Origin of the sequence: Chelativorans sp. ZYF759 (genome assembly GCF_012911015.1) — a bacterium.
Lineage (GTDB): Bacteria > Pseudomonadota > Alphaproteobacteria > Rhizobiales > Rhizobiaceae > ZYF759.
Genome location: NZ_WVVV01000001.1, coordinates 325,590 through 350,843, shown reverse-complemented (window position 1 = coordinate 350,843; position 25,254 = coordinate 325,590). Strand labels below are relative to the sequence as shown.

Annotated in this window: 27 protein-coding genes; 19 read left to right on the top strand and 8 right to left on the bottom strand. The window is 65.9% G+C overall.

Features of this window, described 5'->3' with window-relative positions:
- The first annotated feature begins 50 nt into the window (after positions 1–50).
- The 3 genes from GRZ55_RS01455 (at position 51) to GRZ55_RS01445 (ending at position 3,471) form a co-directional block, all read left to right on the top strand.
- The gene (locus GRZ55_RS01455) at positions 51–2,342 is read left to right on the top strand and encodes an NADP-dependent malic enzyme (protein WP_169285097.1); all 2,292 of its coding nucleotides are present in this window, start codon (positions 51–53) and stop codon (positions 2,340–2,342) included.
- Between the two features lie 189 nt (positions 2,343–2,531).
- Positions 2,532–2,861 carry a hypothetical protein gene (locus GRZ55_RS01450; protein WP_169285096.1) on the top strand — a complete coding sequence of 110 codons (330 nt, stop codon included), beginning with the start codon at positions 2,532–2,534 and terminating at the stop codon, positions 2,859–2,861.
- A gap of 109 nt (positions 2,862–2,970) precedes the next feature.
- Positions 2,971–3,471, top strand: a complete 501-nt coding sequence (locus GRZ55_RS01445) for an MmcB family DNA repair protein (RefSeq protein ID WP_169285095.1) — start codon at positions 2,971–2,973, stop codon at positions 3,469–3,471.
- On the opposite strand, the gene GRZ55_RS01440 is transcribed toward GRZ55_RS01445, so the two are convergent.
- The 4 genes from GRZ55_RS01440 to phnF all read right to left on the bottom strand — a co-directional run bounded on the left by GRZ55_RS01440 (position 3,472) and on the right by phnF (position 8,673).
- The gene (locus tag GRZ55_RS01440) at positions 3,472–4,014 is read right to left on the bottom strand and encodes an ActR/PrrA/RegA family redox response regulator transcription factor (protein ID WP_246734452.1); all 543 of its coding nucleotides are present in this window, start codon (positions 4,012–4,014) and stop codon (positions 3,472–3,474) included. It abuts the gene before it with no gap.
- Positions 4,015–4,085: 71 nt separating this feature from the next.
- Positions 4,086–5,402: an ActS/PrrB/RegB family redox-sensitive histidine kinase gene (locus GRZ55_RS01435; protein ID WP_169285093.1), complete on the bottom strand. Its 1,317-nt coding sequence runs from the start codon at positions 5,400–5,402 to the stop codon at positions 4,086–4,088.
- Between the two features lie 38 nt (positions 5,403–5,440).
- On the bottom strand, positions 5,441–7,906 hold the full coding sequence (hrpB, locus tag GRZ55_RS01430; protein WP_210257173.1) for an ATP-dependent helicase HrpB: 2,466 nt from the start codon (positions 7,904–7,906) through the stop codon (positions 5,441–5,443).
- A 5-nt stretch (positions 7,907–7,911) separates the two neighbouring features.
- The gene (phnF, locus tag GRZ55_RS01425; RefSeq protein ID WP_169285092.1) at positions 7,912–8,673 is read right to left on the bottom strand and encodes a phosphonate metabolism transcriptional regulator PhnF; all 762 of its coding nucleotides are present in this window, start codon (positions 8,671–8,673) and stop codon (positions 7,912–7,914) included.
- Between the two features lie 83 nt (positions 8,674–8,756).
- Here phnF and phnG point away from each other — a divergent pair, with 83 nt between their 5' ends.
- The 15 genes from phnG (at position 8,757) to phnN (ending at position 20,727) form a co-directional block, all read left to right on the top strand.
- Positions 8,757–9,221, top strand: a complete 465-nt coding sequence (phnG, locus tag GRZ55_RS01420; RefSeq protein WP_256379780.1) for a phosphonate C-P lyase system protein PhnG — start codon at positions 8,757–8,759, stop codon at positions 9,219–9,221.
- Positions 9,221–9,829, top strand: coding sequence for a phosphonate C-P lyase system protein PhnH (gene phnH / locus GRZ55_RS01415; protein ID WP_169285090.1), 609 nt, complete (start codon positions 9,221–9,223; stop codon positions 9,827–9,829). The genes phnG and phnH overlap by 1 nt, the downstream gene beginning before the upstream one ends.
- A gap of 3 nt (positions 9,830–9,832) precedes the next feature.
- A complete protein-coding gene (locus GRZ55_RS01410) occupies positions 9,833–10,936 on the top strand; it encodes a carbon-phosphorus lyase complex subunit PhnI (protein WP_169285089.1) in 1,104 nt (367 codons plus the stop codon).
- Positions 10,933–11,352 carry a FosX/FosE/FosI family fosfomycin resistance hydrolase gene (gene fosX / locus GRZ55_RS01405; RefSeq protein WP_169285088.1) on the top strand — a complete coding sequence of 140 codons (420 nt, stop codon included), beginning with the start codon at positions 10,933–10,935 and terminating at the stop codon, positions 11,350–11,352. Before GRZ55_RS01410 ends, fosX begins: the two co-directional genes overlap by 4 nt.
- Entirely contained in the window at positions 11,349–12,203 is an 855-nt protein-coding gene (locus GRZ55_RS01400; RefSeq protein ID WP_169285087.1) for an alpha-D-ribose 1-methylphosphonate 5-phosphate C-P-lyase PhnJ, read from the top strand. Before fosX ends, GRZ55_RS01400 begins: the two co-directional genes overlap by 4 nt.
- The gene (gene phnK, locus GRZ55_RS01395; RefSeq protein ID WP_169285086.1) at positions 12,200–12,979 is read left to right on the top strand and encodes a phosphonate C-P lyase system protein PhnK; all 780 of its coding nucleotides are present in this window, start codon (positions 12,200–12,202) and stop codon (positions 12,977–12,979) included. The genes GRZ55_RS01400 and phnK overlap by 4 nt, the downstream gene beginning before the upstream one ends.
- Positions 12,980–12,981: 2 nt before the next feature.
- Positions 12,982–13,689 carry a phosphonate C-P lyase system protein PhnL gene (gene phnL / locus GRZ55_RS01390; RefSeq protein ID WP_169285085.1) on the top strand — a complete coding sequence of 236 codons (708 nt, stop codon included), beginning with the start codon at positions 12,982–12,984 and terminating at the stop codon, positions 13,687–13,689.
- Positions 13,686–14,300: a DapH/DapD/GlmU-related protein gene (locus GRZ55_RS01385; protein ID WP_169285084.1), complete on the top strand. Its 615-nt coding sequence runs from the start codon at positions 13,686–13,688 to the stop codon at positions 14,298–14,300. The genes phnL and GRZ55_RS01385 overlap by 4 nt, the downstream gene beginning before the upstream one ends.
- 175 nt (positions 14,301–14,475) lie before the next feature.
- The gene (phnD, locus tag GRZ55_RS01380) at positions 14,476–15,402 is read left to right on the top strand and encodes a phosphonate ABC transporter substrate-binding protein (protein ID WP_169285083.1); all 927 of its coding nucleotides are present in this window, start codon (positions 14,476–14,478) and stop codon (positions 15,400–15,402) included.
- 121 nt (positions 15,403–15,523) lie between these two features.
- Positions 15,524–16,345, top strand: a complete 822-nt coding sequence (gene phnC / locus GRZ55_RS01375) for a phosphonate ABC transporter ATP-binding protein (protein ID WP_169285082.1) — start codon at positions 15,524–15,526, stop codon at positions 16,343–16,345.
- Positions 16,346–16,358: 13 nt separating this feature from the next.
- Positions 16,359–17,276 carry a phosphonate ABC transporter, permease protein PhnE gene (gene phnE / locus GRZ55_RS01370; protein ID WP_169285081.1) on the top strand — a complete coding sequence of 306 codons (918 nt, stop codon included), beginning with the start codon at positions 16,359–16,361 and terminating at the stop codon, positions 17,274–17,276.
- Positions 17,273–18,130 carry a phosphonate ABC transporter, permease protein PhnE gene (phnE, locus tag GRZ55_RS01365; RefSeq protein ID WP_169285080.1) on the top strand — a complete coding sequence of 286 codons (858 nt, stop codon included), beginning with the start codon at positions 17,273–17,275 and terminating at the stop codon, positions 18,128–18,130. The genes phnE (GRZ55_RS01370) and phnE (GRZ55_RS01365) overlap by 4 nt, the downstream gene beginning before the upstream one ends.
- A gap of 119 nt (positions 18,131–18,249) precedes the next feature.
- Positions 18,250–18,957 carry a DUF1045 domain-containing protein gene (locus tag GRZ55_RS01360; RefSeq protein WP_169285079.1) on the top strand — a complete coding sequence of 236 codons (708 nt, stop codon included), beginning with the start codon at positions 18,250–18,252 and terminating at the stop codon, positions 18,955–18,957.
- 4 nt (positions 18,958–18,961) lie between these two features.
- Positions 18,962–20,101: an alpha-D-ribose 1-methylphosphonate 5-triphosphate diphosphatase gene (locus tag GRZ55_RS01355; protein ID WP_169285078.1), complete on the top strand. Its 1,140-nt coding sequence runs from the start codon at positions 18,962–18,964 to the stop codon at positions 20,099–20,101.
- Positions 20,098–20,727, top strand: coding sequence for a phosphonate metabolism protein/1,5-bisphosphokinase (PRPP-forming) PhnN (phnN, locus tag GRZ55_RS01350; RefSeq protein ID WP_169285077.1), 630 nt, complete (start codon positions 20,098–20,100; stop codon positions 20,725–20,727). The genes GRZ55_RS01355 and phnN overlap by 4 nt, the downstream gene beginning before the upstream one ends.
- Positions 20,728–20,730: 3 nt before the next feature.
- On the opposite strand, the gene bfr is transcribed toward phnN, so the two are convergent.
- From bfr to obgE, 4 genes are all read right to left on the bottom strand, one after another.
- Positions 20,731–21,216, bottom strand: a complete 486-nt coding sequence (gene bfr, locus GRZ55_RS01345) for a bacterioferritin (RefSeq protein ID WP_169285076.1) — start codon at positions 21,214–21,216, stop codon at positions 20,731–20,733.
- Positions 21,182–21,493 carry a (2Fe-2S)-binding protein gene (locus GRZ55_RS01340; RefSeq protein ID WP_169285075.1) on the bottom strand — a complete coding sequence of 104 codons (312 nt, stop codon included), beginning with the start codon at positions 21,491–21,493 and terminating at the stop codon, positions 21,182–21,184. Before GRZ55_RS01340 ends, bfr begins: the two co-directional genes overlap by 35 nt.
- 190 nt (positions 21,494–21,683) lie before the next feature.
- On the bottom strand, positions 21,684–22,805 hold the full coding sequence (gene proB, locus GRZ55_RS01335; RefSeq protein WP_169285074.1) for a glutamate 5-kinase: 1,122 nt from the start codon (positions 22,803–22,805) through the stop codon (positions 21,684–21,686).
- Between the two features lie 4 nt (positions 22,806–22,809).
- A complete protein-coding gene (gene obgE / locus GRZ55_RS01330) occupies positions 22,810–23,853 on the bottom strand; it encodes a GTPase ObgE (RefSeq protein WP_169285073.1) in 1,044 nt (347 codons plus the stop codon).
- Positions 23,854–23,955: 102 nt separating this feature from the next.
- Here obgE and GRZ55_RS01325 point away from each other — a divergent pair, with 102 nt between their 5' ends.
- Positions 23,956–24,834, top strand: a complete 879-nt coding sequence (locus GRZ55_RS01325) for an endonuclease/exonuclease/phosphatase family protein (protein WP_169285072.1) — start codon at positions 23,956–23,958, stop codon at positions 24,832–24,834.
- Positions 24,835–25,254: the final 420 nt, after the last annotated feature.

Below are 25,254 nucleotides of genomic sequence, written 5' to 3'. Positions count from 1 at the left end.
CAGGAAGTGGGTCGCCGCGAAAAGGCCGCGCCAGGGGTAAGGAAACGTTGATGCTCGACAAGAAGAAGAACGCGCCGGAGCGCTCCGGTCCCTCGGTCAGCCAGCAAGAGGCGCTGGATTTCCACGCATCGGGGCGGCCGGGCAAGCTGGAAATCACGCCGACCAAGCCGATGGCGACCCAGCGCGACCTTTCGCTGGCCTATTCGCCGGGCGTGGCCGTGCCGGTCCTGGCGATCGCCGAGGATCCTGCCCGGGCCTTCGACTATACGACCCGCGGCAACATGGTGGCCGTCATCTCCAACGGCACGGCGATTCTGGGTCTGGGCAATCTGGGCGCGCTCGCCTCCAAGCCGGTGATGGAGGGCAAGGCGGTGCTGTTCAAGCGGTTCGCCGACGTGGATTCCATCGATCTGGAAGTCGATACCGCCGACATCGACGAATTCGTCAATTGCGTGCGGTTTCTGGGCCCGTCCTTCGGCGGCATCAATCTGGAGGACATCAAGGCGCCCGACTGTTTCATCATCGAGCAGCGCCTGCGGGAAATCATGGACATTCCCGTCTTCCATGACGATCAGCACGGAACAGCCATCATCGCCGTGGCCGGCCTCATCAACGCGCTCTACCTGACGGGCCGCGACATGAAGTCGGCCAAACTCGTCTGCAACGGCGCGGGCGCCGCCGGCATCGCCTGCATCGAACTCGTCAAGGCGATGGGATTCTCGCCCGAAAACGTCATCCTCTGCGACACCAAGGGCGTGGTCTACCAGGGCCGCGAGGAGGGGATGAACCAATGGAAGTCGGCCCATGCCGTCAAGACCGACGCGCGCTCGCTCGCAGACGCCATGGACGGTGCCGACATCTTCTTCGGCGTCTCGGCCAAGGGCGCGCTGACGCCGAAGATGGTCAAGACAATGGCCAAGGACCCGATCATCTTCGCCATGGCCAATCCCGACCCGGAAATCACGCCGGAGGAGGTCGCCGAAATCCGCGACGACGCGATCATGGCCACGGGCCGGTCGGACTATCCCAATCAGGTCAACAACGTGCTCGGCTTCCCCTACATCTTCCGCGGCGCGCTGGATGTCCGGGCCACCACCATCAACGAGGACATGAAGATCGCGGCCGCCAATGCGCTGGCCGAGCTTGCCCGCCAGGACGTGCCGGATGACGTAGCCGCCGCCTATCAGGGCCACCGCCCGCGTTTCGGCCCCAACTACATCATCCCCGTGCCCTTCGATCCGCGGCTCATTTCCGCCGTGCCGCTGGCGGTAGCACGCGCGGCGATGGATTCGGGCGTGGCGCGCAAGCCGATTCTGGACCTGGAGAAATACAGCCAGGAACTCTCGGCCCGCCGCGACCCTATCGCCTCCACCTTGCAGCGCATCTACGAGCGCGTGCGCCGCCAGCCCAAGCGCGTCGTCTTCGCCGAGGGCGAGGAGGAGCAGGTGATGCGCGCCGCCGCCTCCTACGTGAACCAGAAGCTCGGCACCGCGATCCTGCTCGGCCGCGAGGAACAGATCCGGGAGACGGCCCGCAATGCCGGTGTCGATCTCTCCAAGCCCAATATCGAGATCATCAATGCCAGGCTGTCGCGGCGTAATGGCATCTATGCCGACCATCTCTACGAGCGCATGCAGCGCAAGGGGTTCCTCTTCCGCGACTGCCAGCGTCTGATCAACAACGACCGCAACCATTTCGCCGCCTGCATGGTGGCGCTGGGAGATGCCGATGCGGTGGTGACGGGTGTGACGCGCAACTATTCGACGGTTCTCGAAGATGTGCGGCGCGTGATCGATGCCCGACCCGGACACCGCGTGATCGGCGCTTCCGTCGCGCTGTGCCGCGGGCGAACCGTCATCGTGGCCGATACCGCCGTTCACGACATGCCCGATGCGGAGGAACTTGCCGACATCGCGGAGGAGGCGGCCGGCTTCGCGCGGCGCATGGGTTATGAGCCCCGCGTGGCCATGCTCGCCTATTCCACCTTCGGCCATCCGGCGGGCGAGCGCTCGGCCAAGGTTCAGGAGGCGGTCCGCATCCTCGACAAGCGCCGGGTCGACTTCGAATATGATGGCGAGATGGCAGCCGACGTGGCGCTCAATGCGCGGCTCATGCAGCAATATCCGTTCTGCCGCCTGTCGGCACCGGCCAACGTGCTGGTGATGCCGGCATTCCACTCGGCCTCGATCGCCACCAAGATGCTGCAGGAACTCGGCGGCTCGATGGTGATCGGACCGCTGCTGGTGGGGCTGAACAAGCCGGTGCAGATCGTCTCGCTCAACGCCAAGGATTCCGACATCGTCAACATGGCGGCGATCGCGGCCTACAGCGCGGGCGCCTGAACCAACTGGCACGAGAGTGCGCCCATTTCGGTGGTTGCAGCGCTTGAAGGCGCTGCGCCCTGTGCGCCGGCGCATTGTATGATACTTGACTCCGACAAGAATCCAAAAAGAAGTTGCGTCTTCGCTTCCATCAACCATGATGGTTCCTGCAAGTCGCGCGGCTCTGGCATTGGCCAATTCGGAGGGACCATGAAACGCACCGCTGCAATCATTCTTTTGCTGTCTGCCCTGACCACGTCGGTTGCCGCCCAAGGCCGCTGCGCGGCCGAAGAAAACCTGCGCTCGGCCAATGGGAACACTACTTCCTCGATAGCTTTCTTCAACCAGACGCGATCACCGGTGAACGTTCTTTGGATCAACTATGAAGGGCAACGTCAGTTTTATGCGGAGATCCAGCCGGGGGGCACGTGGAGTACCCAGACATACGTGACCCATCCCTGGGTGATCGAGCATGAGAGCGGAGGTTGCCTCGGGCTCTATTTTCCGGAAATGAGCCCCCGCGACATCGTGATCCGCTGACGGCAGTCAACGTGCGAGAACGCCTGCCCAAGCCGAGTCGGGTGCGGCGTCTGGCCGGAAGTATGCGGGCAGGTCTTCAATCCGCCGGCTGAAGCTGGCATGGTCGGCCATGCCCATCGTGTCGCCGATTCTCGCCAATCCACTCGTTGACGGACGCCAGTCCGAAAGGGCGATGCGCGTGCGCCGCGGCGTCCAGCGCCTGCTCATCGAGATGGGGGCCTCCGTCGTGCCGGAGCTTTCGCTCGCCAGCGGCCGGCGGGCGGACCTCGTCGCGCTGACCCGGAAAGGCGACATCTGGATCATCGAAATCAAATCGTCGATCGAGGATTTCCGCGTCGACCGTAAATGGCCGGAATACCGGCTGCATTCGGACCGGTTTTTCTTTGCCACCCATCCGGATGTCCCGGCCGACATATTCCCCGAGGAATGCGGCTTCATCCTGTCGGACGGCTATGGGGCGGAGATGCTGCGCGAGGCGCCGGAGCATCGTCTGGCGGCCGCGACGCGCAAGGCGCTGACGCTCAGGATCGCGCGTGCGGCGGCCAACCGGTTGACCATGGCGGAACTTGCAGGCGCGGCGTTGCCTGGCGCGGAGGTCGATGAATACTGATCAGCGCGGCGCGCGCTTGGCCAGGATGCGCTGCAGCGTGCGCCTGTGCATGTTGAGGCGCCGCGCCGTTTCCGACACGTTCCGGTCGCACATTTCGTAGACTCGCTGGATATGCTCCCAGCGCACGCGGTCCGCCGACATCGGGTTTTCCGGCGGCGGCGCGAGTTCGCCCGGCATGCGGGTCAGCGCGGCATGGATCTCGTCGGCATCGGCGGGCTTCGACAGATAGTCGATGGCGCCGAGCTTCACCGCCGTCACCGCGGTGGCGATGTTGCCGTAGCCGGTCAGTATGATGACGCGCGAATCCTCACGCTTCTCGCGAATGGCCGCCACCACGTCGAGCCCGTTGCCATCGGACAGCCGCATGTCGATCACGGCATAGGCGGGCGGCGCGGCACGGGCGACCGCCACGGCCTCCTCGACGGTTTCCGCGGTCGTCACCGCGTAGCCGCGGCCTTCCATGGCCCGGGCAAGCCGGGTGAGGAAGGGACGGTCATCCTCGACGATGAGCAGCGAGAAATCCTCGACCGAAGCGCTGGACATGACGGAGCTTTCCATTTGCCTGTTCTTCTTTCCTGTTCTCTAGGGCAGATCGAGACGGTTTGCCAATTCGCTCAATAGGCCGACCGTGCGACCTCGACGGGCCCGAGGAAGCTTTCGCGGGGCCATCGGACGGTGACGATCGCGCCGGCCCCGGGCGCTCCCGCATTGCCGAAGGTGATGCTTGCGCCGGAACGCTCCAGCAGGGTCTTGGCGATGAAGAGGCCAAGACCCAATCCGCCGCGTGCCGTCCCGAGGGGCCTGCGTGTCATATAGGGCTCTCCGATCCGATCCAAAATCTCCGCCGAGAAGCCGGCGCCGTCATCCATGACCTTGAGCACCACTTCCCGTTCGTTCCACTGCCAGCGCACGGTGACCGTCTCGCGCGCGAAGTCCACGGCGTTTTCTACGAGATTTCCGAGCCCGTAGATGACTCCCGCATTGCGGCGGCCGACCGGTTCCGGCCCCTCGCAGGCGCCGGGCTCGAGCAGGGTCGTCACGCCGAAATCACGGTGCGGCGCGATCACCTCCTCGATCAGCGAGGTCATGGGCAGCCGGGCCATGTGCGCCTCGCCTTCCGAGGAGAGGCTGGTGAGCTGTTTCAGGATCGCGCGGCAGCGCTCGCTCTGGGTCCGCAGCAGCGTGACGTCCTCGCGAAAGCGGGGGTCGTCGCCGAGCGCCCGTTCCATCTCGCGCGCCACGACGGAGATCGTGGCGAGCGGTGTGCCCAGCTCGTGCGCGGCCGCCGCGGCCAGCCCGTCGAGGGCCGACAGATGCTGCTCGCGCTGCAGCACGAGCTCGGTTGCCGACAGGGCGGTCTCGAGCAGGCGCGCCTCCTCGGCGACGCGGTAGGCATAGATGCCGGTAAAGGCCAGCGCCGAGACGATCGCCATCCACATGCCCGCGATGTAGATCACCGGCATCGAGAGCTGGGTCCCGGGAAACCACGGCAGCGGCAGGTGGAAGAAGGCGAGAATGCTGGCCATGGACACCACGATGAAACCAATGAGCAGGGTCAGCCGCAGCGGCAGCGAGGTCGCCGAGATGACGACGGGCACGGTCATCAGCAGCGAAAACGGGTTTGTCAGCCCGCCGGTCATGAAAAGCAGGCCCCCCAGCTGCAGTGCATCGAAGGTGAGGATGCCGAGCGCCGATAGCGGCGGCAGGCGATGTGTCGACGGATAGCGGAACGACAGAAACAGGTTGAGCACCGCCGACAGCGCGATCAGCGCGAAGCACAGTGCCACCGGCACGGGAAATTCCAGCACGAAGGCCACGACCAGCACCGCGGCGCTCTGGCCGGCGATGGCCAGCCACCTCAGCCAGATCAGGGTGTTGAGCCGCAGCCGGTGTATCTGCCTGAATTCGGGGGCGGCCAGTTCGTCGCTCATGGCGCCTATATGCGCCGCGGGGAGCGGTTCGCCAAGCCCTATCGCCCGCGCGGCTTGGCCCGGCTGGTGGGAGCCGCCTCGGCGGGGTTTTCCGGCCAGACATGCTTGGGGTAGCGCCCGCGCATGTCGGCCCGCACCTCGGCCCAGGAACCTCTCCAGAAACCCGGCAGATCGCGTGTGGTCTGGATCGGCCGATGGGCGGGCGACAGCAGCTCCACGAGCAGCGGCACCTTGCCGCCCGCAATGGCGGGATGGCGCGTGAGCCCGAAGAGTTCCTGCACGCGGGCCGACAGCACGACGTCCTTCTCGCGATAGTCGAGCGCGGCCGTGTTGCCCGTCGGCAGCGTGAAGCGTGCGGGTGCCAGCCGGTCGATCTCGCGCTGGAGATCGAAGGGGACCCGCGACAGGAGGGCGTTCCTGAGGCGGTCGCCGGAGATCGCCGATAGCGACGGTTCGCCGGGCAGATAGGGGGCGAGCCAGTCCTCCAGATCGGCAATCAGGGCCTCGTCCGCCATGTCCGGCCAGGGCTCGCCGAGTGTGGCATGCAACCAGGAAAGCCGCTCCCGCAGCGTTGACGCTGCCTCGCCCCAGGCCAGGATCCCTGGCCCATGCCGGCGAATGGCCTCCAGCACGGCGGTATCGGCGTCCTCGCCTCTTGGGGCCGGCAACTGGCGCGTCTCCAGCACGATGGCGCCGAGGCGCACGGTCTCCGCCACGCGGACCGCGCGCCGGGCGGGATCAAAGACGGTCTCGCGAAGGGTTTCGAAGCGCTCACCGAGTGCCTGGCGGATATCGTCTTCGGAGATGGCGGCCGCCGCCGCGATGCGGGCGTTCGAAGCCTTGCCCTGCAGATCGGCGACCACCAGGAAGGGGCTTGCCGCCAGGCGATGGCCGGCATCGATGACGCCGCCACGCCCATTGGCGAGCACGAAACGGCCATGCTCGCCGCGTGCCCGGGCGACACGGTCGGGATAGGCATGCAGAAGCAGCGATCCGGCGCCCGCCCGCACGCTGCCCGCGCCGCCACCCGCCGATCGCGCCAGACGTTCGGCAAGCCGGCGCGCGGCGTCCGCGCGGGTGCCCTTTTCACGGCGGAAGCGGTCGAGGCGATGGTCGAGATCGATGTCGTTGCCGCCGAGACCGCGTTCGCCCAGAAGGACGGCGAGTTCGGCCGCTTCCCGTGCATGGCCGGACTGGGTGGCTTGCGCCAGCATATGCGCGAGGCGAACCGGCAGGGCGAGCGCCCGCATCTTTTCGCCGGTTTTCGTGATGCGGCCTTCGGCATCGAGGGCGCCCAGTTCCACCAGCAACGCCCGCGCCTCGGCGAGCGCGGGCGCCGGCGGTTGGTCGAGAAAGGCGAGGCCGGCCGGATCGGAGACGCCGAAGGCAGCGCAGGAAAGCACCAGCTCGCAAAGATCGGCCTGAAGGATCTCCGGCGGCGCGAAGGCCGGCAGGGCGGCCGTCTGTTCGGCACGCCAGAGCCTGAGCGCGATGCCGGGCTCGGTTCGCCCGGCACGGCCGGCCCGCTGGTCGACCGAGGCGCGAGAAGCGCGCACCGTTTCAAGCCGCGTCAGGCCGCTGGCCGGCTCGTAGACCGGCTGTCGGGAAAGGCCGCAATCGATGACGATGCGCACCCCGTCGATGGTGACGGAGGTTTCCGCGATCGCCGTCGACAGCACCAGCTTGCGCCGGCCAAAGGGTGCAGGTCGGATCGCCGCGTCCTGCGCCCTTCCGTCCAGGCCGCCGTGAAGCGGGATGATGTCGCAATCGCCCGGCAGCCGGCCCTCGAGCAGGCTCGCCGTGCGTTCGATCTCGCGTAGCCCCGGCAGGAAGGCCAGCGCGCTTCCGCCCTCCTCGCGCAGGATCGCCGCTGCGGCGTCGGCGACGGACTGCTCGGTCTTCGTTCCGGGCGCCTGTTCACGGTAGCGGATGTCGACCGGGAAAGCGCGGCCCCGGCTCTCGATCACGGGGGCGTCGCCGAGCAGCCGGGCGACACGCGCGCCGTCGAGTGTCGCCGACATCACCAGGATGCGCAGGTCCGGCCTGAGCGCCGACTGGATGTCGAGCGCCAGCGCGAGGCCAAAATCGGCATCGAGCGAGCGTTCGTGGAATTCGTCGAACAGCACGGCTGAAACGCCGGAAAGCTCGGGATCGTCGAGGATCATGCGGACGAGCAGTCCTTCGGTCACGACAAGGATGCTTGTGTCGGCACCGAAACGGCGCTCCATGCGCATGGCATGGCCGACGGTCTTTCCAACCTCTTCGCCGATCATGGACGCCATGCGCCTCGAGGCGCCCCGGGCGGCGAGCCGGCGCGGTTCGAGGACCAGGATGCGGCCGCCCTTCGCCCACGCCTCTTCGGCGAGGACCAGCGGGACGAGCGTCGTCTTGCCGGCGCCGGGCGGCGCGACCAATACGGCATTCGAGCCACGAGCAAGCGCTTCGCGCAGGGCGGGCAGAGCCTCGGCAACGGGCAGGGCGGAAAGTTCGGTATCCAGGCGCATCCGCCTCAGTTGCCGTCCCCACCGGCGATCGTCAACTCCACCCGGTCGGCGGCGAACTGCGTACGCGAGAATTGCACCGGCCTTCCGTCGGCGTCGACATTGACGGCAACGGTATCGATCACGATGGCGCCGGGCGACAGTTTCAGCCGGTCGAGCACGCGCGCATCGGCGTGGGTGGCGGTCACGCTGGTGCGCTCACGCAGATAGTCGGTGACGCCGAGACGCCGAAAGGCCTCGGTGATCGAGCCTGTTTGTTCGAGCAGGTTTGGCATCTCCGCGAAACGGGCGGCGTCGAACCAGTGCACAGCGCTCGCCACCGGCCAGCCATCCGCCTCGCTGACGGTCTCCAGCCTCACCACCCTGGCGCCTTCATCCAGACCCAGAGCGGCAGCAACCTCGTCTTGCGCGGGCTCGATCGTCGTCGCGGTGGGTGTCACGCGCGCCGAGCGCGTCTGGCTGCCCAGACCGGTCGAAAACCGGGTGCGGCGGGCGATGGGATAGGCGAGCCTCCGGCGCTTGGCGACGGTCGTGCCGCGACCCTGGCGAGTGCTGACCACGCCCTCCACGGAGAGGGCCGCGATTGCGGCGCGGATCGTGTGCCGGTTGACGCCGAACCGTTCAGAAAGCCTGTTTTCAGGCGGCAGGCGCTCGCCCTCAGCCGGCCGGCCAATCGCGATTTCCTGGCGCAGTCGGTCGGCGATCTGGCGCCAGATGGCGATGCCTGAGCGGCGGTCGAGAGGTTCGGAGGGAGGATCCGCGCGTGTCATTCCGCTGTCATGGACAAGAGGTAGCAAGGACGATAAGATGAGCAGTTGTATAGACCAATAGACAAGTATGCAAGGCCGATTGGATGGATCCTGAAAACACGGCTGTAGATGTGCTCGAAAGGCGAAAGCGCATGGCCGTCCTGGCGGGAGCCGCTGGCGATGAATTGCGCCGTCTCTGGCGAGGGGCATGCGTCGCCGTCGAGGCCATCCCGGTTCGCGGTCCCGAAACGGGGCTCGCGACGGTGCGCGGGCGCATCGGTGGCGGCGGCAGCCCTTTCAATGTCGGCGAGGTGACGGTGACGCGGGCGACGGTGCGGCTCCCCGACGGCCGGATCGGGCACGCCTATGCGATCGGGCGCGATCACGAGAAGGCGCGTATCAGTGCCACCATCGACGCGCTCTGCCACGATCCTGTCTGGGCTTCGCGGCTCGAGGCCGCGGTGGTCGCGCCCCTTGCTGCTGCTCAGCAAGCCGCCGACACGCGCAAGCGGGAAGAAACGGCGGCGACCAAAGTCGATTTCTTCACCATGGTGCGGGGCGAGGACTGATGCAGAACATTGCCACGATCCAGGGCGGATTCGCCGACGGCGCGCTGGATGCCCAGCGCGTGTTCCGCGCCGTCATGGATGCCATGGCCCGGCCGGGGACCGTGCAGGCGATCCCGCCATGCGCCACGCCGCCCGCCCCGCTTGGCCCCGTTGCGGGCGCCGTCGCGCTTGCGCTTCTCGATGCCGACACGCCCGTCTGGCTGGACCAGCCGCTCGCGGCCGAAGCGGCGGTCCGGGAATGGCTGGGTTTCCAGACCGCTGCGCCGATCGTCGAAATCCTGTCGGAGGCGCATTTCGCGCTGATCGCCGCTCCGGCCTCGATGCCGAGCCTCGAGAATTTCGCCCAGGGCACGCAGAACTATCCCGATCGCTCCACGACGCTGATCCTCCAGGTGGAAGGATTCGAGACGGGCGGAGGGCTCATGCTGGAAGGACCGGGCATCGAGACCACGCAGGCCTTCGCGCCACAGCCGCTGCCCCGCCATTTCATCGAGCAGTGGCGCCAGAACAATGCGCGCTTCCCGCGCGGAGTCGACCTCGTGCTGGCGGGGCCGGCCAGCGTCGCGGCCCTGCCGCGCACCACGCGCATCATCCTTGAGGAGGGCTGAGCCATGTATGTAGCGGTGAAAGGCGGCGAGGCCGCCATCCGCAACGCCCACCGGCTGCTCGACGATCGCCGTCGGGGCGACAGGTCGGTGCCGGCACTGACGCTCGACCAGATCGTCGCTCAGCTGGCGCTGGCCGTCGACCGGGTGATGGCGGAAGGCTCCCTCTACGACCCCGAACTCGCGGCGCTTGCGGTGAAGCAGGCGCGCGGCGACATGATCGAGGCGATCTTCCTCGTCCGTGCCTACCGCACCACGCTGCCGCGTTTTGGCTACACCAATCCGGTCGACACCGCCGCGATGCGGATCGAGCGGCGTGTCTCGGCCACCTACAAGGATCTGCCGGGCGGGCAGTTGCTGGGCCCAACCTTCGATTACACCCACCGCCTGCTGGATCCGGAACTGGCCGGCGACGCCGAAGGCCGATCGCCCGAGCGCCGCGAGGCGCCGGAAGAGCAGATGCCGCGCGTCTCCGATATCCTGGCGGCCGAAGGCCTCATCGAGGAGGATGGCAACCTGGCCGAAGGCCGGCGCACCGGCGACATCACGCGTGAACCGCTGGAATTCCCCCTCGAGCGGGATTCGCGCCTGCAGGCACTGGCCCGGGGCGACGAGGGCTTCCTGCTGGCGCTCGCCTATTCGACCCAGCGCGGCTACGCACGCTCGCATCCCTTCGTGGGCGAGATACGCATCGGCGAAGTGGAGCTCGAGCTGGAAGTGGCCGAACTGGATTTTCCCGTGCCGCTCGGCCGCATCCGCGTCACCGAATGCCAGATGGTCAACCAGTTCAAGGGATCGGCCAAAGCACCGCCGCAATTCACGCGCGGCTACGGGCTGGTCTTCGGCCAGTCGGAGCGCAAGGCAATGGCGATGTCGCTCTGCGACCGGGCGTTGCGCGCCGGCGAGCTGGGCGAGGATCTGACGGCACCCGCGCAGGACGAGGAATTCGTCATCTCCCATTCCGACAATGTCCAGGCGACCGGCTTCGTGGAGCATTTGAAGCTGCCGCATTACGTGGACTTCCAGGCCGAGCTCGACCTGGTCCGCCGGATGCGCCGCGAGGCCGAGAAGCGACCGTCGGACCGCCCGAGCCGGGAGGCGGCGGAATGATCGAAGGCCTTTCCCACATGACCTTCATCGTGCGCGACCTGGACCGGATGAGCGCCATTCTCACCGGGGTGCTGGGTGCGCAGGAGGTCTATTCGAGCGAAGACGAAGCCTTTTCGCTGAGCCGGGAAAAATTCTTCCTGGCGGCCGATGTGTGGATCGCGATCATGGAAGGCGAGCCGCTTCCCACACGCAGCTACAACCACGTGGCCTTCAAGATCGACGAGGCCGATGTCGAGGAATACCGACAGCGCATTATCTCGCTCGGCCTCGACATGAAGCCGCCCCGGCCGCGCGTGGAGGGCGAAGGATTGTCGCTCTATTTCTACGACGACGACAATCACATGTTCGAACTGCACACGGGGACCCTGTCGGAACGCCTCGCCCGCTACGCGCAGGCAAGGGAGGCGGCGGCATGAACGCGCATCCGACGACCTACAATTTCGCCTATCTCGACGAGCAGACGAAGCGGATGATTCGGCGGGCCATCCTGAAGGCGATCGCCATACCGGGCTACCAGGTCCCATTTGCCAGCCGCGAAATGCCGATGCCTTATGGCTGGGGCACGGGCGGCGTGCAGGTCACGGCATCCATCATCGGTCCCGATGACGTTCTGAAGGTGATCGACCAGGGTGCCGACGACACGACCAATGCGGTCTCCATCCGCGCCTTCTTCGAGAAAGTGGCCCGCGTGGCCGTGACGACCCGCACGGCGGATGCCACGATCATCCAGACCCGCCACCGCATTCCCGAAAAGCCGCTTGGGGCCGGCCAGGTGCTCGTCTATCAGGTGCCGATCCCCGAGCCGCTGCGTTTCCTGGAGCCACGCGAGACCGAGACCCGCACCATGCACGCGCTGGAGGAATACGGCCTCATGCATGTGAAGCTCTACGAGGACATTGCCCGCCACGGCCGTATCGCGACCTCCTATGCCTATCCGGTCAAGGTCGAGGGCCGCTATGTGATGGACCCCTCGCCGACGCCGAAATTCGACAATCCCAAGATGCATATGTCGCCCGCGCTGCAGCTCTTCGGGGCTGGCCGCGAGAAGCGCATCTACGCCGTGCCGCCCTTTACCCGGGTGAAAAGCCTCGACTTCGAGGATCATCCCTTCGAGATCCAGACATTCGACCAGCCCTGCGCGCTGTGCGGGTCGAAGGGCGTCTATCTGGACGAGGTCGTCCTCGATGATCGCGGCGGGCGCATGTTCGTGTGTTCCGACACGGATCATTGCGAGGAGACCCGCGCCGCCGCGGAGGAGAGCCGATGAGCGCCGACACGCCGCTGCTGAAGGTCCGTTCCGTCTCCAGGTCCTACGGCCAGCGTATCGGCTGCGCCGACGTGTCGTTCGACCTCTGGCCCGGCGAAGTGTTGGCGGTGGTGGGAGAATCGGGTTCCGGCAAGACCACGCTTCTGAACTGCCTGTCGACGCGCCTCATGCCGTCTTCGGGCAGTGTGGTCTACCGCATGCGCGACGGCGAGTGGCGGGACATCTACCGCATGAGCGAGGCCGAGAGGCGGGTGCTGATGCGCACCGACTGGGGCTTTGTGCACCAGAACCCCGCGGATGGCCTGCGCATGACGGTCTCGGCCGGCGCCAATGTCGGTGAGCGGCTCATGGCGCTCGGTCATCGGCACTATGGCGACATCCGCGCCAGCGCCGTGGACTGGCTGGAGCGGGTGGAGATCGCGCCTGACCGCGTCGACGACCAGCCGCGCGCCTTCTCCGGCGGCATGCGCCAGCGCCTGCAGATCGCGCGCAACCTCGTCACCGATCCCCGTCTCGTCTTCATGGACGAGCCGACCGGCGGTCTCGACGTCTCCGTGCAGGCGCGCCTGCTCGACCTGTTGCGCGGGCTTGTGCGCGACCTGGGGCTGGCGGCGATTGTCGTCACCCACGATCTCGCCGTGGCGCGGCTCCTGTCGGACCGCATGATCGTCATGAAGGATGGCCGCATGGTCGAGCATGGCCTGACCGACCGCGTTCTCGACGATCCGCATGCGCCTTACACCCAGCTTCTGGTCTCCTCGATTCTGCAGGTCTGACGATGCCGACCCCCCTCGTCCTCTCCGACGTCTCGAAGACCTTCACCATGCATCTGCGCGGCGGTATCCGCCTGGGGGTGGTGGAGAACGTCTCGTTTTCGGCGGCAGCCGGCGAATGCGCGGTGCTGGGCGGACCCTCCGGCGCGGGCAAAAGCTCGATCCTGAAGATGATCTACGGCAACTACGCCGCCGATTCCGGACAGATCATCGTTTCCCATGGCGAGCGTCTCATCGACATCGTGTCCGCCGATCCCCGCATGGTGCTGGAAGTCCGCCGCGAAACGGTCGGCTATGTCAGCCAGTTCCTGCGCGCGGTTCCGCGCGTTCCGGCACTCGACGTGGTGGCGGAGCCGCTCATTGCCCGCGGCGTGGACCAGCAGGCCGCGCGCGAGCGGGCCGCAGGGCTGCTGGAGCGTCTCAACCTTCCCGAACGCCTCTGGCAGCTTCCGCCGGCGACCTTTTCGGGGGGCGAACAGCAGCGCGTGAACGTGGCGCGCGGTTTCATCACCGAGCATCCGGTGCTGTTGCTGGACGAGCCGACGGCCTCGCTGGATGCGGCCAACCGCCAGGTGGTGGCCGAACTGATCGCGGAGAAGAAAAAGGCCGGCGCGGCGTTGCTCGGCATCTTCCACGATGGCGAGATGCGGGAGGCCGTCGCCGACCGGATCGTCGACGTGACCGCCTTCGCCCCGCGGGCGAGCGCGGCATGACGCGACTTTCCGAAGCGCCGCTGGTCCACCCGAGCGCCGAGGTGTCGGGCTCGACGCTCGGCCGCTACACCGAGATCGCCGAGCGCTGCCGCGTCCACGAAACGCAACTCGGCGACTATGCCTACATGATGCAGGATTGCGGCGTGTGGTGCGCCGAGATCGGCAAATTCGCCAACATCGCCGCCGCCGTGCGCATCAATGCCACCAACCATCCCACCTGGCGGGCGACACAACACCACTTCACCTATCGCGCTGCCGACTATTGGGCGGACGCGGCCAACGAGGAGGAATTCTTCGACTGGCGGCGCTCCAACCGGGTGCGCATAGGTCACGACACCTGGCTCGGTCACGGATCGACGATCCTGCCGGGCGTGACCATCGGCAACGGCGCGGTGGTGGGGGCAGGCGCAGTGGTCACGAAGGACGTCGCGCCCTACGAAATCGTCGGCGGTGTTCCCGCAAGGCCGATCCGGCGCCGCGTCGAGCCGCCCGTGGCGGAGCGCCTTCAGGCACTGTCCTGGTGGGACTGGGATCATCTGCGCCTGCGCGGCGCGCTCGACGACTTCCGGACCCTGACCATCGACGCTTTTCTGGAAAAGCACGGCGGCTGAGCACATTGCCCACTGCCTGCGCAGTCGCCGAGGCTGCGGCTGTGAATTGTCATCGAACTGTCCGAAATGCTTCAACGCCTTGTCGCAAGAGGTCGCTAGGGCTTTACGCGTCGGGTGGCTCTTCCGCCTTGCCCGAACGATTTTGTCCTCACGACCTCAAGCGTTGGAGCCACACATGCTCAAGAGACTTGTTTCCGGTACGGCCGCCCTGGCCATCGCCGTTTCCGCCTTCGCAGCCACGGCTCAGGCGGACTGGCGCGACGATCTTCCCGTCTTTCGCATCGGCCTTCTCGGCGGCGAGAACGAGTCGGACCGCCTGCGCAACAACGAGTGCTGGAGGGAGACGCTCGAAGAAGCCCTCGGCATTCCCGTCGAGATGTACCCCGCGCCCGACTATGCCGGCGTGATCCAGGGTCTCGTTGCCGGCCAGCTGGAATATGGCGCGCTCGGGGCCTCCGCATACGCGGCCATCTATCTGCAGGATCCGGAGGCCGTCGAGCCGGTCTTCGTGTCGGCCGAGGCCGATGGGTCGCTGGGCTACATCGCGGCCATGTATACCCGCGCCGACACCGACATCCACTCGCTCGAAGACATGGAAGGCCACTCGCTGGCCTGGGCCGATCCCAACTCCACCTCGGGCTATCTCGTGCCGCGTGCACAGCTTCAGGCCGCCGGCATCGATCCCGATACCTATTTTAGCCGCACCGGCTTCGGCGGTGGCCATGAGCAGGCGGTTATCGCAGTACTGGAAGGTCAGTATGACGCCGGCGTTACCTGGACTTCCGGTCAGGGCGAGCCTTCGGAAGGCTACAGCCGCGGCAACCTGCGCCGCATGGTCGACAACGGCCTCCTCGACATGAACGACATCCGGGTGATCTGGGAATCCGAGCTTATCCCGAATGGTCCGGTCGTCATCGCCAAGAGCCTGCCGCAGGAGGTCAAGGATATCGTCACCGGGCTGCTCGCCAATCAGCTGGAGAACGACCCCGAATGCTATCGCTCGATCTCCTTCGGCGAGGGTCAGGGCTGGGTCGCGGTGGACCACGATTTCTTCGCTGGCATTGTCGCCATGCGGGAGGCGGAAGTCGCCGGCTCGCGCTGACCAGTTCTGAAGGGGCCGTGCCATGCACGGCCCCTTTTCGCATGGCACACAAAAAGAACACCGGGGAAGCGCCACAGGCCCGTCAACGAGCCGCAACGGCCGAGCGCGATCGGAGATCACAATGCTGCAATTCGAAAACCTGACCAAGTCCTTCGGCGCCAAATCCGCCGTGGCGGACGTCACTCTCGAAATTCCCGACGGCCAGATGGTCGGCGTCATCGGGCGCTCGGGCGCCGGCAAATCGACGCTCCTGCGCATGGTCAACCGGCTGAACGATCCGACCTCCGGCAAGATGCTGCATGAGGGCCGCGACATCTCCGCGCTCAAGGGCAAGGACCTGCTCGAATGGCGCTCGCGCTGCGCGATGGTGTTCCAGCAGTTCAACCTGGTCGGCCGCCTCGATGTCATCACCAATGTGATGACCGGCCGGCTCTACCATCACAACATCTTCACCTCGATGTTCTCGATCTTCTCGGCAGCCGAGCGCGCCTTCGCGATCCGGGCGCTCGACCGTCTCGGCATGGCGCCGACCGCGCTGCAGAAGGCCGAGACGCTTTCGGGCGGGCAGATGCAGCGTGTCGCCATCGCGCGCGCGCTGATGCAGGAGCCGAAGATCATGCTCGCCGACGAGCCGATCGCATCGCTCGATCCCATGAACGCCCGCCTCGTCATGGATGCCCTTCGCCGCATCAACCAGGAAGACGGAATCACCGTTCTCTGCAATCTCCACACGCTCGACACGGCGCGCTCCTATTGCGATCGCATCATCGGCATGCTGGACGGCAAGGTGGTATTCGACGGGACCCCGCCGCAGCTGACGGACGCCAAGGCGCGCGAGATCTATGGCGCGGAAGCCGACGAGGCCTTTTCGGAAGGCGTCACCTCGACCGCCCTGAAGGGCACCGAGAGCAAGCGCGCCAATCTGCGCCTCGCCGCCGAATAGCAGGTCGCAAACCATGTCGGTCACAACTCTTGGCGGCGGCGACCCCGTCGCCGATTTCGAGCAGCATCGCAAGGATCTGCGACGCCAGAAGCTCATCATGAACCTGCTGTTTGCGGGCGGGTTCCTCCTCCTGCTCGCTTTCTCGATCAACGTGTCGCGCTTCTTTCCCGACCGGCTTGCCGCCGGGCTCCCGCGCATCTTCGAGTATTTCGGGACGATCCTGCCCAGCCTGCAGTGGGACGTGCTTTTCGAGGGCCGAAACGAGGCGGGCCGCGCGCCCGCTGGCTCGCTGCTTTACTGGTACTCCGACATCGGGAAATATGTCCGGCTTCTGTTCGAGACCGTCCTGATGGCGCTGACGGGGACGATCATCGGCGCCGCCATCGCGTTTCTCCTGTCCTTCCCCGCAGCCCGCAACCTGGCCCCGAACGGCGCGGTCTACTGGATCACGCGCCGGGTCATGGAGTTCTTCCGCGGCGTGCCGGAAATCCTCTATGCGCTGGTCTTCGTCTTCATGGTGGGTATCGGGCCGCTGGCCGGCGTGCTGGCCATCGCGATCCATACCGCAGGCGCGCTCGGCAAGATGTTCGCCGAGGTCAACGAGAACGCCTCGGGGCGCCCCGTCCAGGGCATCAGGGGGGTCGGCGGCAACTGGTTCGAGGAAATGCGCTACGGCGTCATGCCCCAGGTGATGCCCAACTTCATCAGCTACACGCTCTTGCGTTTCGAGATCAACGTGCGGGCATCCGCGGTGGTCGGCTTCGTCGGGGCCGGCGGCATCGGCCAGGAACTCTACCACGTCATCTCCTTCTATTCCGATGATCGCGTGCTCGCCGTGCTGATCCTAGTCGTGCTCATGGTCACGGTGGTCGATCTGATCTCCGAGCGCATGCGCACCTTCTTCATCGGCAAGGAGGCCTTCGCCCGATGACGACGCCATCCTTTGCATCCTTCTCGCAGGCGGAAATTGACGCGGTGCGCCGCGATCATTCCTCCGCCTTTCCCACCCTGCGCTCCGACGTCGTCTTCTGGGGCATCTGGGCTGCGGTGATCGCCTATGTCGTCGGCTCGCTGTGGTTCTTCGAGGTCTACAAGCTCTTCTCGGCTTCCGACCGCGCCTGGCGCCTGCTGTCGTCCTTCTTCGTCTGGCGTGACATGGACGAATGGATGTACGGCCAGATCTATGTCGGCATCGGCCAGACCATCGGCATGGCCTTCCTGGGCACCTTCCTGGGCAGCTGTGCGGCGCTTGGCATCGGTTTCCTGGGCGCGCGCAACACGATGCCCTTCGGCTTCCTGCGTCAGGTCGTACGGCGCGTGCTCGACGTCTTCCGCGGTGTCGACCAGCTGGTCTGGGGCCTCGTCTTCGTGCGCGCCGTGGGTCTCGGCCCGCTGGCCGGCGTGCTGGCCATCTTCATCTCGGACATGGGCACGCTGTCCAAGCTCTATGCCGAGGCGATCGAAAACATCGACCGCAAGCAGGTGGAGGGCGTTCGCTCCACCGGGGCCGGGCCGCTCAAGACGATCCGCTACGGCTATCTGCCGCAGGTCATGCCGGTCTTCATCTCGCAGTCCCTCTATTTCTTCGAGAGTTCGACCCGCAGTGCCACCATCCTCGGAATCGTGGGCGCGGGCGGCATCGGCATGATCATCATCGAGCGTTTCCGTGCCGGTCTCTACGACCAGGTGGCTTTCGTCGTGCTCAACGTGCTGATCGTCATCGCCATCATCGACTGGGCCTCGCGCCTCATCCGCGCGCGCTACATCGGCCAGGCGGCACATTGAAAGGCGACGGGCCTTGCCATCGGCCCGTCTTTCTTCATTCTGTCATGAAAATCACCTAGGTCGGAGCATCGTCCGGACGTCTTGAGCGCGCGCCGGCCGCCGATCCAACAGGCCAGAACATGCGTTATGCCGTCTATTTTACGCCCGCGCGGGATGCGCCGCTGGGCCGAATCGCCGCCGAGTGGCTCGGCCGCGATGCCTATGGCGGGACCGTGCGGCCGCAAGGCGCCGTGGGCGGGTTGTCGGCAGCCGAGATCGCCTTCCATACGGCCTCGGCGCGCCGCTACGGCTTTCACGCCACGCTCAAGGCGCCATTTCGCCTTGCGGCCGACCAGTCCGAAGAACAGTTGCTGTCGGCTCTGGACGCTTTCTGCGAGGCGCGCGAGCCGGTATTCATACCCCGCATGACCCTGGCCCGGATGTCGGGCTTCTTTGCCCTCGTTCCAGGCGAGCCCGTGCCTGCGCTCGATGCGCTGGCCTCGGATGTCGTCAAGAGCTTCGAGCCGTTCCGCGCACCGCTGACCGAAGCCGAACTCGCACGGCGAAACCCCGAAGCCCTTTCTCCCGGGCAATTGCGGAACCTGCACGGGTGGGGCTATCCTTACGTGTTCGACGAGTTTCGCTTCCACATGACCCTGTCGGGACGCGTGACCCCGACCGACTCTCCGCGTGTGTCGCGCGCCATCGAACACACATTCGGCGCTTTTTTGGATACGCCGCTGTCCATCGACACGCTGGCACTTTTTGTCGAGCCGGAAGCCGGCGCGCCGTTCCTGGTTCACACCGCCCGCACCATCGGCCCCACGCATCAAAGAAAGTCCGCCTGATTCCATGACCACCGAACTGACGCTCCGAAACGCCCGCATCGTGTTGCCTGACGAAGTCGTCCAGGGCGCCGTCGCGATCCGCGACGGCGTGATCGCTGACATCTGGTCGGGGTCTTCGCGCGTCGGCGAGGACATGGAGGGCGATTTTGTCGTTCCGGGGCTCGTGGAACTGCACACCGACCATCTCGAAGGCCACTACTCCCCGCGCCCCAAAGTACGCTGGAACCCCATCGCCTCTGTCCTCGCACATGACGCGCAGGTGGCGACGGCCGGAATCACGACCGTCTTCGACGCGTTGCGCATCGGCCTCGACGAGGATGGCGAGATGCGACCCGACGACATGCGCCGGCTGGGCGATGCCATCCGCGACGGGGTGGAAGCCGACCGGCTGCGCGCTGATCATTTCATCCACCTGCGCTGCGAGGTTTCTGCAGCCGACTGTCTCGAATGCTTCGCGATGTTCGATGGCGACGACCGCGTGAAACTTGCGTCCCTGATGGACCACGCGCCCGGCCAGCGGCAGTTTGCCCGGCTGGAGGCCTACCAGATCTACTACATGGGCAAGCTGAAGATGTCTGAAGAGGAGTTCCGCGCCTTCTGCGAGAAGCGGGTCGCTGATTCTCAGAAGAATTCCATCCCCAACCGCGAGGCAATCGCGGCGGCCTGCGCCGAGCGGGGGATCATCCTCGCCAGCCACGACGACGCGACGCTGGATCATGTCGAAGAGGCCAGGCAGCAGGGCGTGCGGGTTGCCGAGTTTCCGACGACCACCATGGCTGCCCGTGCCTCGAAGGAAGCCGGCATGGCTGTCCTCATGGGCGCGCCGAACCTTGTGCGCGGCGGCTCCCATTCGGGCAACGTGTCGGCCCGCGATCTGGCGGAAGCCGGCACGCTCGACATCCTGTCCTCCGACTATATTCCCTTCAGCCTCATCCAATCGGCCTTTCATCTCGGCGAGGTCGTCGAGGGTATCTCTCTGCCTCAGGCGGTGGCCATGGTTTCCAGGAACCCCGCCGCGGCCGTCGGGCTGTCCGATCGAGGCGCGATCGAGACCGGCAAGCGGGCGGATCTGGTGCGGGTCCGCCTCGACCATCACGTCCCCGTCGTCCGCTCCGTCTGGCGCGAGGGGCGCCGCGTCGCATGATGGTCTCGGCCCTGATCGAGCGCGAACAGGCCGCACAGCCTTTCCCGTTGCGCTCCGGCTGCTTCGTGGCGGTGGTGGGGCCGTCGGGTGCCGGAAAGGATACACTGCTCGATTTCGCGCGCGCAGAGCTGCTCAACGAACGCGAAATCCATTTCGTGCGCCGCGTCGTGACGCGCTCGGCCGCCGCCGGCGGCGAAAACCACGACACACTCGGCCAAGCCGAGTTCGACAAGGCGAGCAAGGAGGGAGCCTTCGCGGTCAGCTGGCACGCCCATGGCCTGAGTTACGGGCTGCCCGCTGAAATCGACAGGCACATGGCAGCCGGCATGGCGGTGGTGGGCAATCTGTCGCGGGCCGCGCTGCCGCAACTGCGGGAACGCTATGCGAACGTATCGGTCGTCCTGGTGACGGCCGAGCCCGAAATCCTCGCCGACCGGCTGGCCGCCCGCGGCAGGGAAACGCGCGCACAGATCCTGGACCGATTGTCACGCCTGTCCGGCGAGGCCGGGCGGGTACCGGGCGCCATCGAGATTGCCAACAATGCGAAACCCGACGAGGCGGGAAGGCAACTCGTCGGGCTCATTCGCAAGGCGCTGGCTGGCGCTGCCGTCTCGGATATCGTCTGAAGCCTATTTCTGCTCGTCCGCGGAAACGGAATTGAGCAGGGCGTATTTCTCTTCGCCGAGCGATTCCATGAGGTCCAGCTGGGTTTCGAGGAAGTCGATATGCCCCTCTTCGTCGGCAAGCAGTTCCTCGAACAGCTTCATGGTGACGTAGTCACCGAGTTCCTGACAGATTTCCCGCGATTTCTTGTAGGCATTGCGCGCGTCGTGTTCGCCGGCCAGATCGGCTTCCAGAACTTCCTTCAGGTTCTGACCGATGCGCAGCGCGCCGACCTTCTGGAGGTTCGGATGACCTTCGAGAAAGATGATGCGCTCGACGAGTTTGTCGGCATGGTGCATCTCCTCGATGGATTCCTCGCGCTCCTTCTTGGCGAGCTTGCCGTAGCCCCAGTCCTCAAGCAGGCGGTAGTGCAACCAGTACTGGTTCACCGCACCCAGTTCGAGAAAGAGCGCCTCGTTAAGCCGCTCGATGATTTTCGGATCGCCCTTCATTCAATGTTCTCCCATCATGCGTACGCAACCCGCGCACTCGGTCGAGGAATGTAACGACATCCCCTTCGGAATGGTTCATCCGGAGGTGATAATCCTCGGTTACGCGGATGATAGTCTCGACCACGTTGGGAAAACAACCGCAACATCGACCACGCTTGCGCATGGCATGATAGACCTTTGCGGGAACGATGAGCTGCCAGGGGTCGGCCGACAGGAGATCGAGGATCGTCGCCTCGATTTCCTTCTCCGTAATCAGATTGCAATGGCAGACCAGCATGGCTCGCTCTTGCCCCGCCGAACGCGACGGGTCCTGGACTCGTTACGCATATGGTGTTTCGGCCGCAGATGGCAAAGGGCGCGTGCCGGTCGCGACTGAAACAGGTACCAGTGACATACATCAAGCGCATGATGCGGCGTCCGTCAATTAAAAACATGACTGGGCCGGTAGAGAATTGTCGCGCGGACTTTCAGCCGCGCTGCATGACGAGGTCGTCCCGGTGGATCATCGCCGCGCGAGGCTGGTAGCCGAGTACGGCCGCCAGGTTGGCGGAACGCAGCCCGGCGATGCGGGCCGCATCGGCATGATCATAGGCGATCAGGCCGCGGCCGATCTCCCTGCCCTCGGTGTCGAGAATGGCAACCGTGTCACCTCGCGAAAATGCACCCGATACGCTGGTGACGCCTGCGGGCAGCAGCGACTTGCCCGATTGCAGCGCAAGCGCCGCGCCCTCGTCCACGACGAGCTGCCCTGCCGGCTCGAGCTGCCCGGCGATCCAGCTCTTGTAGCCGCGCACGGGCGTATCTGACGGCTGGAAGAAGGTGGCGCGCGCGCCACGGTCGACCGCGGCCAGCGGATTGGGTCGTGTCCCCGAGGCAATGAGCATCGCGGTCCCTGCCTGGGTTGCGATCTTGCCGGCGTCGAGCTTTGTGCGCATGCCGCCGCGCGACAGCTCCGACGCCGCCGCACCAGCCATTGCTTCTATTTCCGGCGTGATGCGTTCGACGACCGGCAGGAAACGGGCGTCTGGATTCCCGGCCGGCGGCTGGTCGTAGAGGCCGTCGATATCGGAGAGCAGGACCAGAAGGTCGGCATTCATCATGGTGGCGACGCGCGCGGCGAGCCGATCATTGTCGCCATAGCGGATTTCGCTCGTCGCGACGGTGTCGTTCTCGTTGATGATCGGCACCGCGCCAAGCTTCAGCAGCGTTGAGATGGTGGCCCGCGCATTCAGATAGCGGCGCCGCTCCTCGGTATCTCCAAGCGTCACCAGCACCTGGCCGGCCTTGAGACCCTTGCGTGCAAGCTCTTCGGACCACGCGCCGGCAAGCGCGATCTGCCCGGCTGCCGCCGCCGCCTGGCTTTCCTCCAGCTTCAGGGCGCGGCGTCCGAGACCCAGCACGTTGCGGCCGAGCGCGATCGCGCCCGACGAGACGACGAGAACCTCCGCGCCCGCCGCGCGCAGCCCAGCCACGTCGGCGCAGAGCGAGGCCAGCCAGTCGCGCTTCAGCCCACTCTCGCGGTCGACGAGGAGGGCCGAGCCGATTTTCACCGTGATGCGGCGATGCGAAGAAAGGGGCAGGAACGACATCGGATCAGCCTTCCGGCTGCCATCTCTGATCGGACTCGGCGGGGCCGGCCTCAGTCTGGCGGGCGGCCGCGATCTTGTCCATCAGGCCGCGCTGCACGGCCTCGACGCCCTCTCCGGTCGCTGCTGACAAGGCGAGCACCTGTTGGCCGCATTCGGCCTGAAGCGCCGCCATTTTTTCGGCCCGCTCCTCCGCGTTGAGGATGTCGATCTGGCTCAGCGCCACGATCTCCGGCTTTTCGGCCAGTCCGTGGGCGTAGGAGACAAGCTCGTTGCGCACGGTGCGGTAGGCGACCGCCGGATCGTCTTCGCGCGCCGAGACGAGGTGAAGCAGAACCCTCGTCCGCTCGACATGGCCCAGAAACCGGTCGCCGATGCCCGCGCCCTGGTGCGCTCCCTCGATCAGGCCCGGAATGTCGGCGATGACGAATTCGCGCGCGTCGATGCGCGCGACGCCCAGATTGGGGTGCAGCGTGGTGAAGGGGTAGTCGGCGATCTTCGGCTTGGCCGCCGTCACCGTGGCAAGGAAGGTCGACTTGCCGGCATTGGGCAGTCCCACGAGCCCGGCATCGGCGATCAGCTTCAGGCGCAGCCAGATCCAGCGCTCATGCCCCGGGAGGCCCGGATTGGCGCGGCGCGGCGCGCGGTTGGTGGACGACTTGAAATGCTGGTTGCCGAATCCGCCATTGCCGCCGGCCGCCAGCCGGAAACGCTGTCCGACCTCCGTCAGGTCGCAGATCAGCGTCTCGTTGTCGTCTTCGAAGATCTGCGTACCCACCGGCACCTTGAGCTGCGCGTCGGCGCCCTTGGCGCCGGTCTGGTTGCGGCCCATGCCGTGGCGGCCGGTGTCGGCCTTGAAATGCTGGCGGTAGCGGTAGTCGATGAGCGTGTTGAGGCCGTCGACGGCTTCGACCCAAACGTCGCCGCCGCGACCGCCATCGCCGCCGTCGGGTCCGCCGAATTCGACGAACTTCTCGCGCCGGAACGACACGGAGCCTGCGCCTCCGTCGCCTGAGCGGATATAGACCTTGGCCTGATCGAGGAACTTCATCGGATTGACAGCTTCGTCGTCTATCTGGTCTTGACCTTCGTCATGAAGGCCGCGCGAGCGATACAGGATCGGCGTGCAGACCGCAATCGGCAGGGGCAGCCCATGAAATGCGTCACCTATAACATCCAGTACGGCATCGGACTCGACGGGCGCTACGACATTACCCGCATTGTCGAGCGCGTGCGGGGCGCCGATGTCATCGCCTTGCAGGAGGTCAGCCGCAACAACCCGCAGAATGGCGGGCGCGACATGGTGGCAGAGATCCGCGACCTGCTGCCCGACTATTTCGCCGTCTTCGGGCCGAATTTCGACATCGACATGGGCTCCCATCTCAAGGATGGCAGGGCAGTCGATGTGTTTTTCCAGTTTGGCAACATGGTTCTTTCGCGCACGCCCATTGCCACCTCGCGCAACCTGCTCCTGCCGAGACGGCGTTCCTTCGGGACGCTCAACCTGCAGCGCGGCGCGCTCGAGGCGGTGATCGACACCCCCCTGCTGGGCCCCGTGCGGTTCTATTCGGTTCATCTCGACCACCGCGTGCCGGAGGAGCGCCAGCGCCAGGCGCGCTTCCTGATGGACCGCGCGACGGGTTATGGGATGGAGGGCGGAGCGGTGACGGGCGCTTCCGAAAACGGCTTTCCCGAGCCGCCCTGCCCGGAGGCCTACGTGCTGATGGGCGACTTCAACATGCTGCAGGACAGCCGCGAATATGCCGAGATTGCCGGCCGGCCCGATCCCGAATTCGGTTCTGCCCGGATCGCCGACCTCGCCGTCGATGCCGCCCTTGCCGTCACCGAACGCGCCGGAACCCGTCCAGACATCACCTGGATCGAGCCCAAGGCCCCCGAGGACCGCGCATTGTGGAAGCGGATCGATTACGGCTTCGTCTGGCCGGGCATCGCCGACAAGCTCACATCGTCGTGGGTCGACCTTGACGCGGATGGATCCGACCACAAGCCGGTCTGGTTCGAATTCGGGTGAGACGGGCCACCGGCCGGGTTGCGCGTCAACACTCGGGCATGCGCCGTGAGGGCGGATGGCGTATGGCACTGCTCAGCGCAGGCAGACAAGAAGTTCGGTCATTCCGTGTGATCTCCGGTATCGTTGCGGCGGGGTGAACGTGCGGGACATGCGCTGACCCTAGCCGCTCGCCCCCAGCTTACCGACATCACAACAGAGGCCTCTACGTTGACATCGTAGGGCACGCCGGTTCTTGGCATTACCATACAAGCGGTCAGGCGGCTGCCATTCAACAACCTGTGCGCGGCGGTGAAAAGTCGAAGACCTTTCTACCAGAGATGAGAGCCCGGCGTTAACCATCCGATCGCTCAGCAAATTTGCCGGGCTCAGATCCGCTTCGGATCCTGCCATGGTTCTGGCGGCTTCGGGATCAGCTCGGAG

Coding starts and splice junctions, on each gene's coding strand:
- GRZ55_RS01455 (WP_169285097.1), top strand. CDS start 51: ATGCTCGACAAGAAGAAGAACGCGCCGGAGCGCTCCGGTCCCTCGGTC.
- GRZ55_RS01450 (WP_169285096.1), top strand. CDS start 2,532: ATGAAACGCACCGCTGCAATCATTCTTTTGCTGTCTGCCCTGACCACG.
- GRZ55_RS01445 (WP_169285095.1), top strand. CDS start 2,971: ATGCCCATCGTGTCGCCGATTCTCGCCAATCCACTCGTTGACGGACGC.
- GRZ55_RS01440 (WP_246734452.1), bottom strand. CDS start 4,014: ATGTCCAGCGCTTCGGTCGAGGATTTCTCGCTGCTCATCGTCGAGGAT.
- GRZ55_RS01435 (WP_169285093.1), bottom strand. CDS start 5,402: ATGAGCGACGAACTGGCCGCCCCCGAATTCAGGCAGATACACCGGCTG.
- hrpB (WP_210257173.1), bottom strand. CDS start 7,906: ATGCGCCTGGATACCGAACTTTCCGCCCTGCCCGTTGCCGAGGCTCTG.
- phnF (WP_169285092.1), bottom strand. CDS start 8,673: ATGACACGCGCGGATCCTCCCTCCGAACCTCTCGACCGCCGCTCAGGC.
- phnG (WP_256379780.1), top strand. CDS start 8,757: ATGGATCCTGAAAACACGGCTGTAGATGTGCTCGAAAGGCGAAAGCGC.
- phnH (WP_169285090.1), top strand. CDS start 9,221: ATGCAGAACATTGCCACGATCCAGGGCGGATTCGCCGACGGCGCGCTG.
- GRZ55_RS01410 (WP_169285089.1), top strand. CDS start 9,833: ATGTATGTAGCGGTGAAAGGCGGCGAGGCCGCCATCCGCAACGCCCAC.
- fosX (WP_169285088.1), top strand. CDS start 10,933: ATGATCGAAGGCCTTTCCCACATGACCTTCATCGTGCGCGACCTGGAC.
- GRZ55_RS01400 (WP_169285087.1), top strand. CDS start 11,349: ATGAACGCGCATCCGACGACCTACAATTTCGCCTATCTCGACGAGCAG.
- phnK (WP_169285086.1), top strand. CDS start 12,200: ATGAGCGCCGACACGCCGCTGCTGAAGGTCCGTTCCGTCTCCAGGTCC.
- phnL (WP_169285085.1), top strand. CDS start 12,982: ATGCCGACCCCCCTCGTCCTCTCCGACGTCTCGAAGACCTTCACCATG.
- GRZ55_RS01385 (WP_169285084.1), top strand. CDS start 13,686: ATGACGCGACTTTCCGAAGCGCCGCTGGTCCACCCGAGCGCCGAGGTG.
- phnD (WP_169285083.1), top strand. CDS start 14,476: ATGCTCAAGAGACTTGTTTCCGGTACGGCCGCCCTGGCCATCGCCGTT.
- phnC (WP_169285082.1), top strand. CDS start 15,524: ATGCTGCAATTCGAAAACCTGACCAAGTCCTTCGGCGCCAAATCCGCC.
- phnE (WP_169285081.1), top strand. CDS start 16,359: ATGTCGGTCACAACTCTTGGCGGCGGCGACCCCGTCGCCGATTTCGAG.
- phnE (WP_169285080.1), top strand. CDS start 17,273: ATGACGACGCCATCCTTTGCATCCTTCTCGCAGGCGGAAATTGACGCG.
- GRZ55_RS01360 (WP_169285079.1), top strand. CDS start 18,250: ATGCGTTATGCCGTCTATTTTACGCCCGCGCGGGATGCGCCGCTGGGC.
- GRZ55_RS01355 (WP_169285078.1), top strand. CDS start 18,962: ATGACCACCGAACTGACGCTCCGAAACGCCCGCATCGTGTTGCCTGAC.
- phnN (WP_169285077.1), top strand. CDS start 20,098: ATGATGGTCTCGGCCCTGATCGAGCGCGAACAGGCCGCACAGCCTTTC.
- bfr (WP_169285076.1), bottom strand. CDS start 21,216: ATGAAGGGCGATCCGAAAATCATCGAGCGGCTTAACGAGGCGCTCTTT.
- GRZ55_RS01340 (WP_169285075.1), bottom strand. CDS start 21,493: ATGCTGGTCTGCCATTGCAATCTGATTACGGAGAAGGAAATCGAGGCG.
- proB (WP_169285074.1), bottom strand. CDS start 22,805: ATGTCGTTCCTGCCCCTTTCTTCGCATCGCCGCATCACGGTGAAAATC.
- obgE (WP_169285073.1), bottom strand. CDS start 23,853: ATGAAGTTCCTCGATCAGGCCAAGGTCTATATCCGCTCAGGCGACGGA.
- GRZ55_RS01325 (WP_169285072.1), top strand. CDS start 23,956: ATGAAATGCGTCACCTATAACATCCAGTACGGCATCGGACTCGACGGG.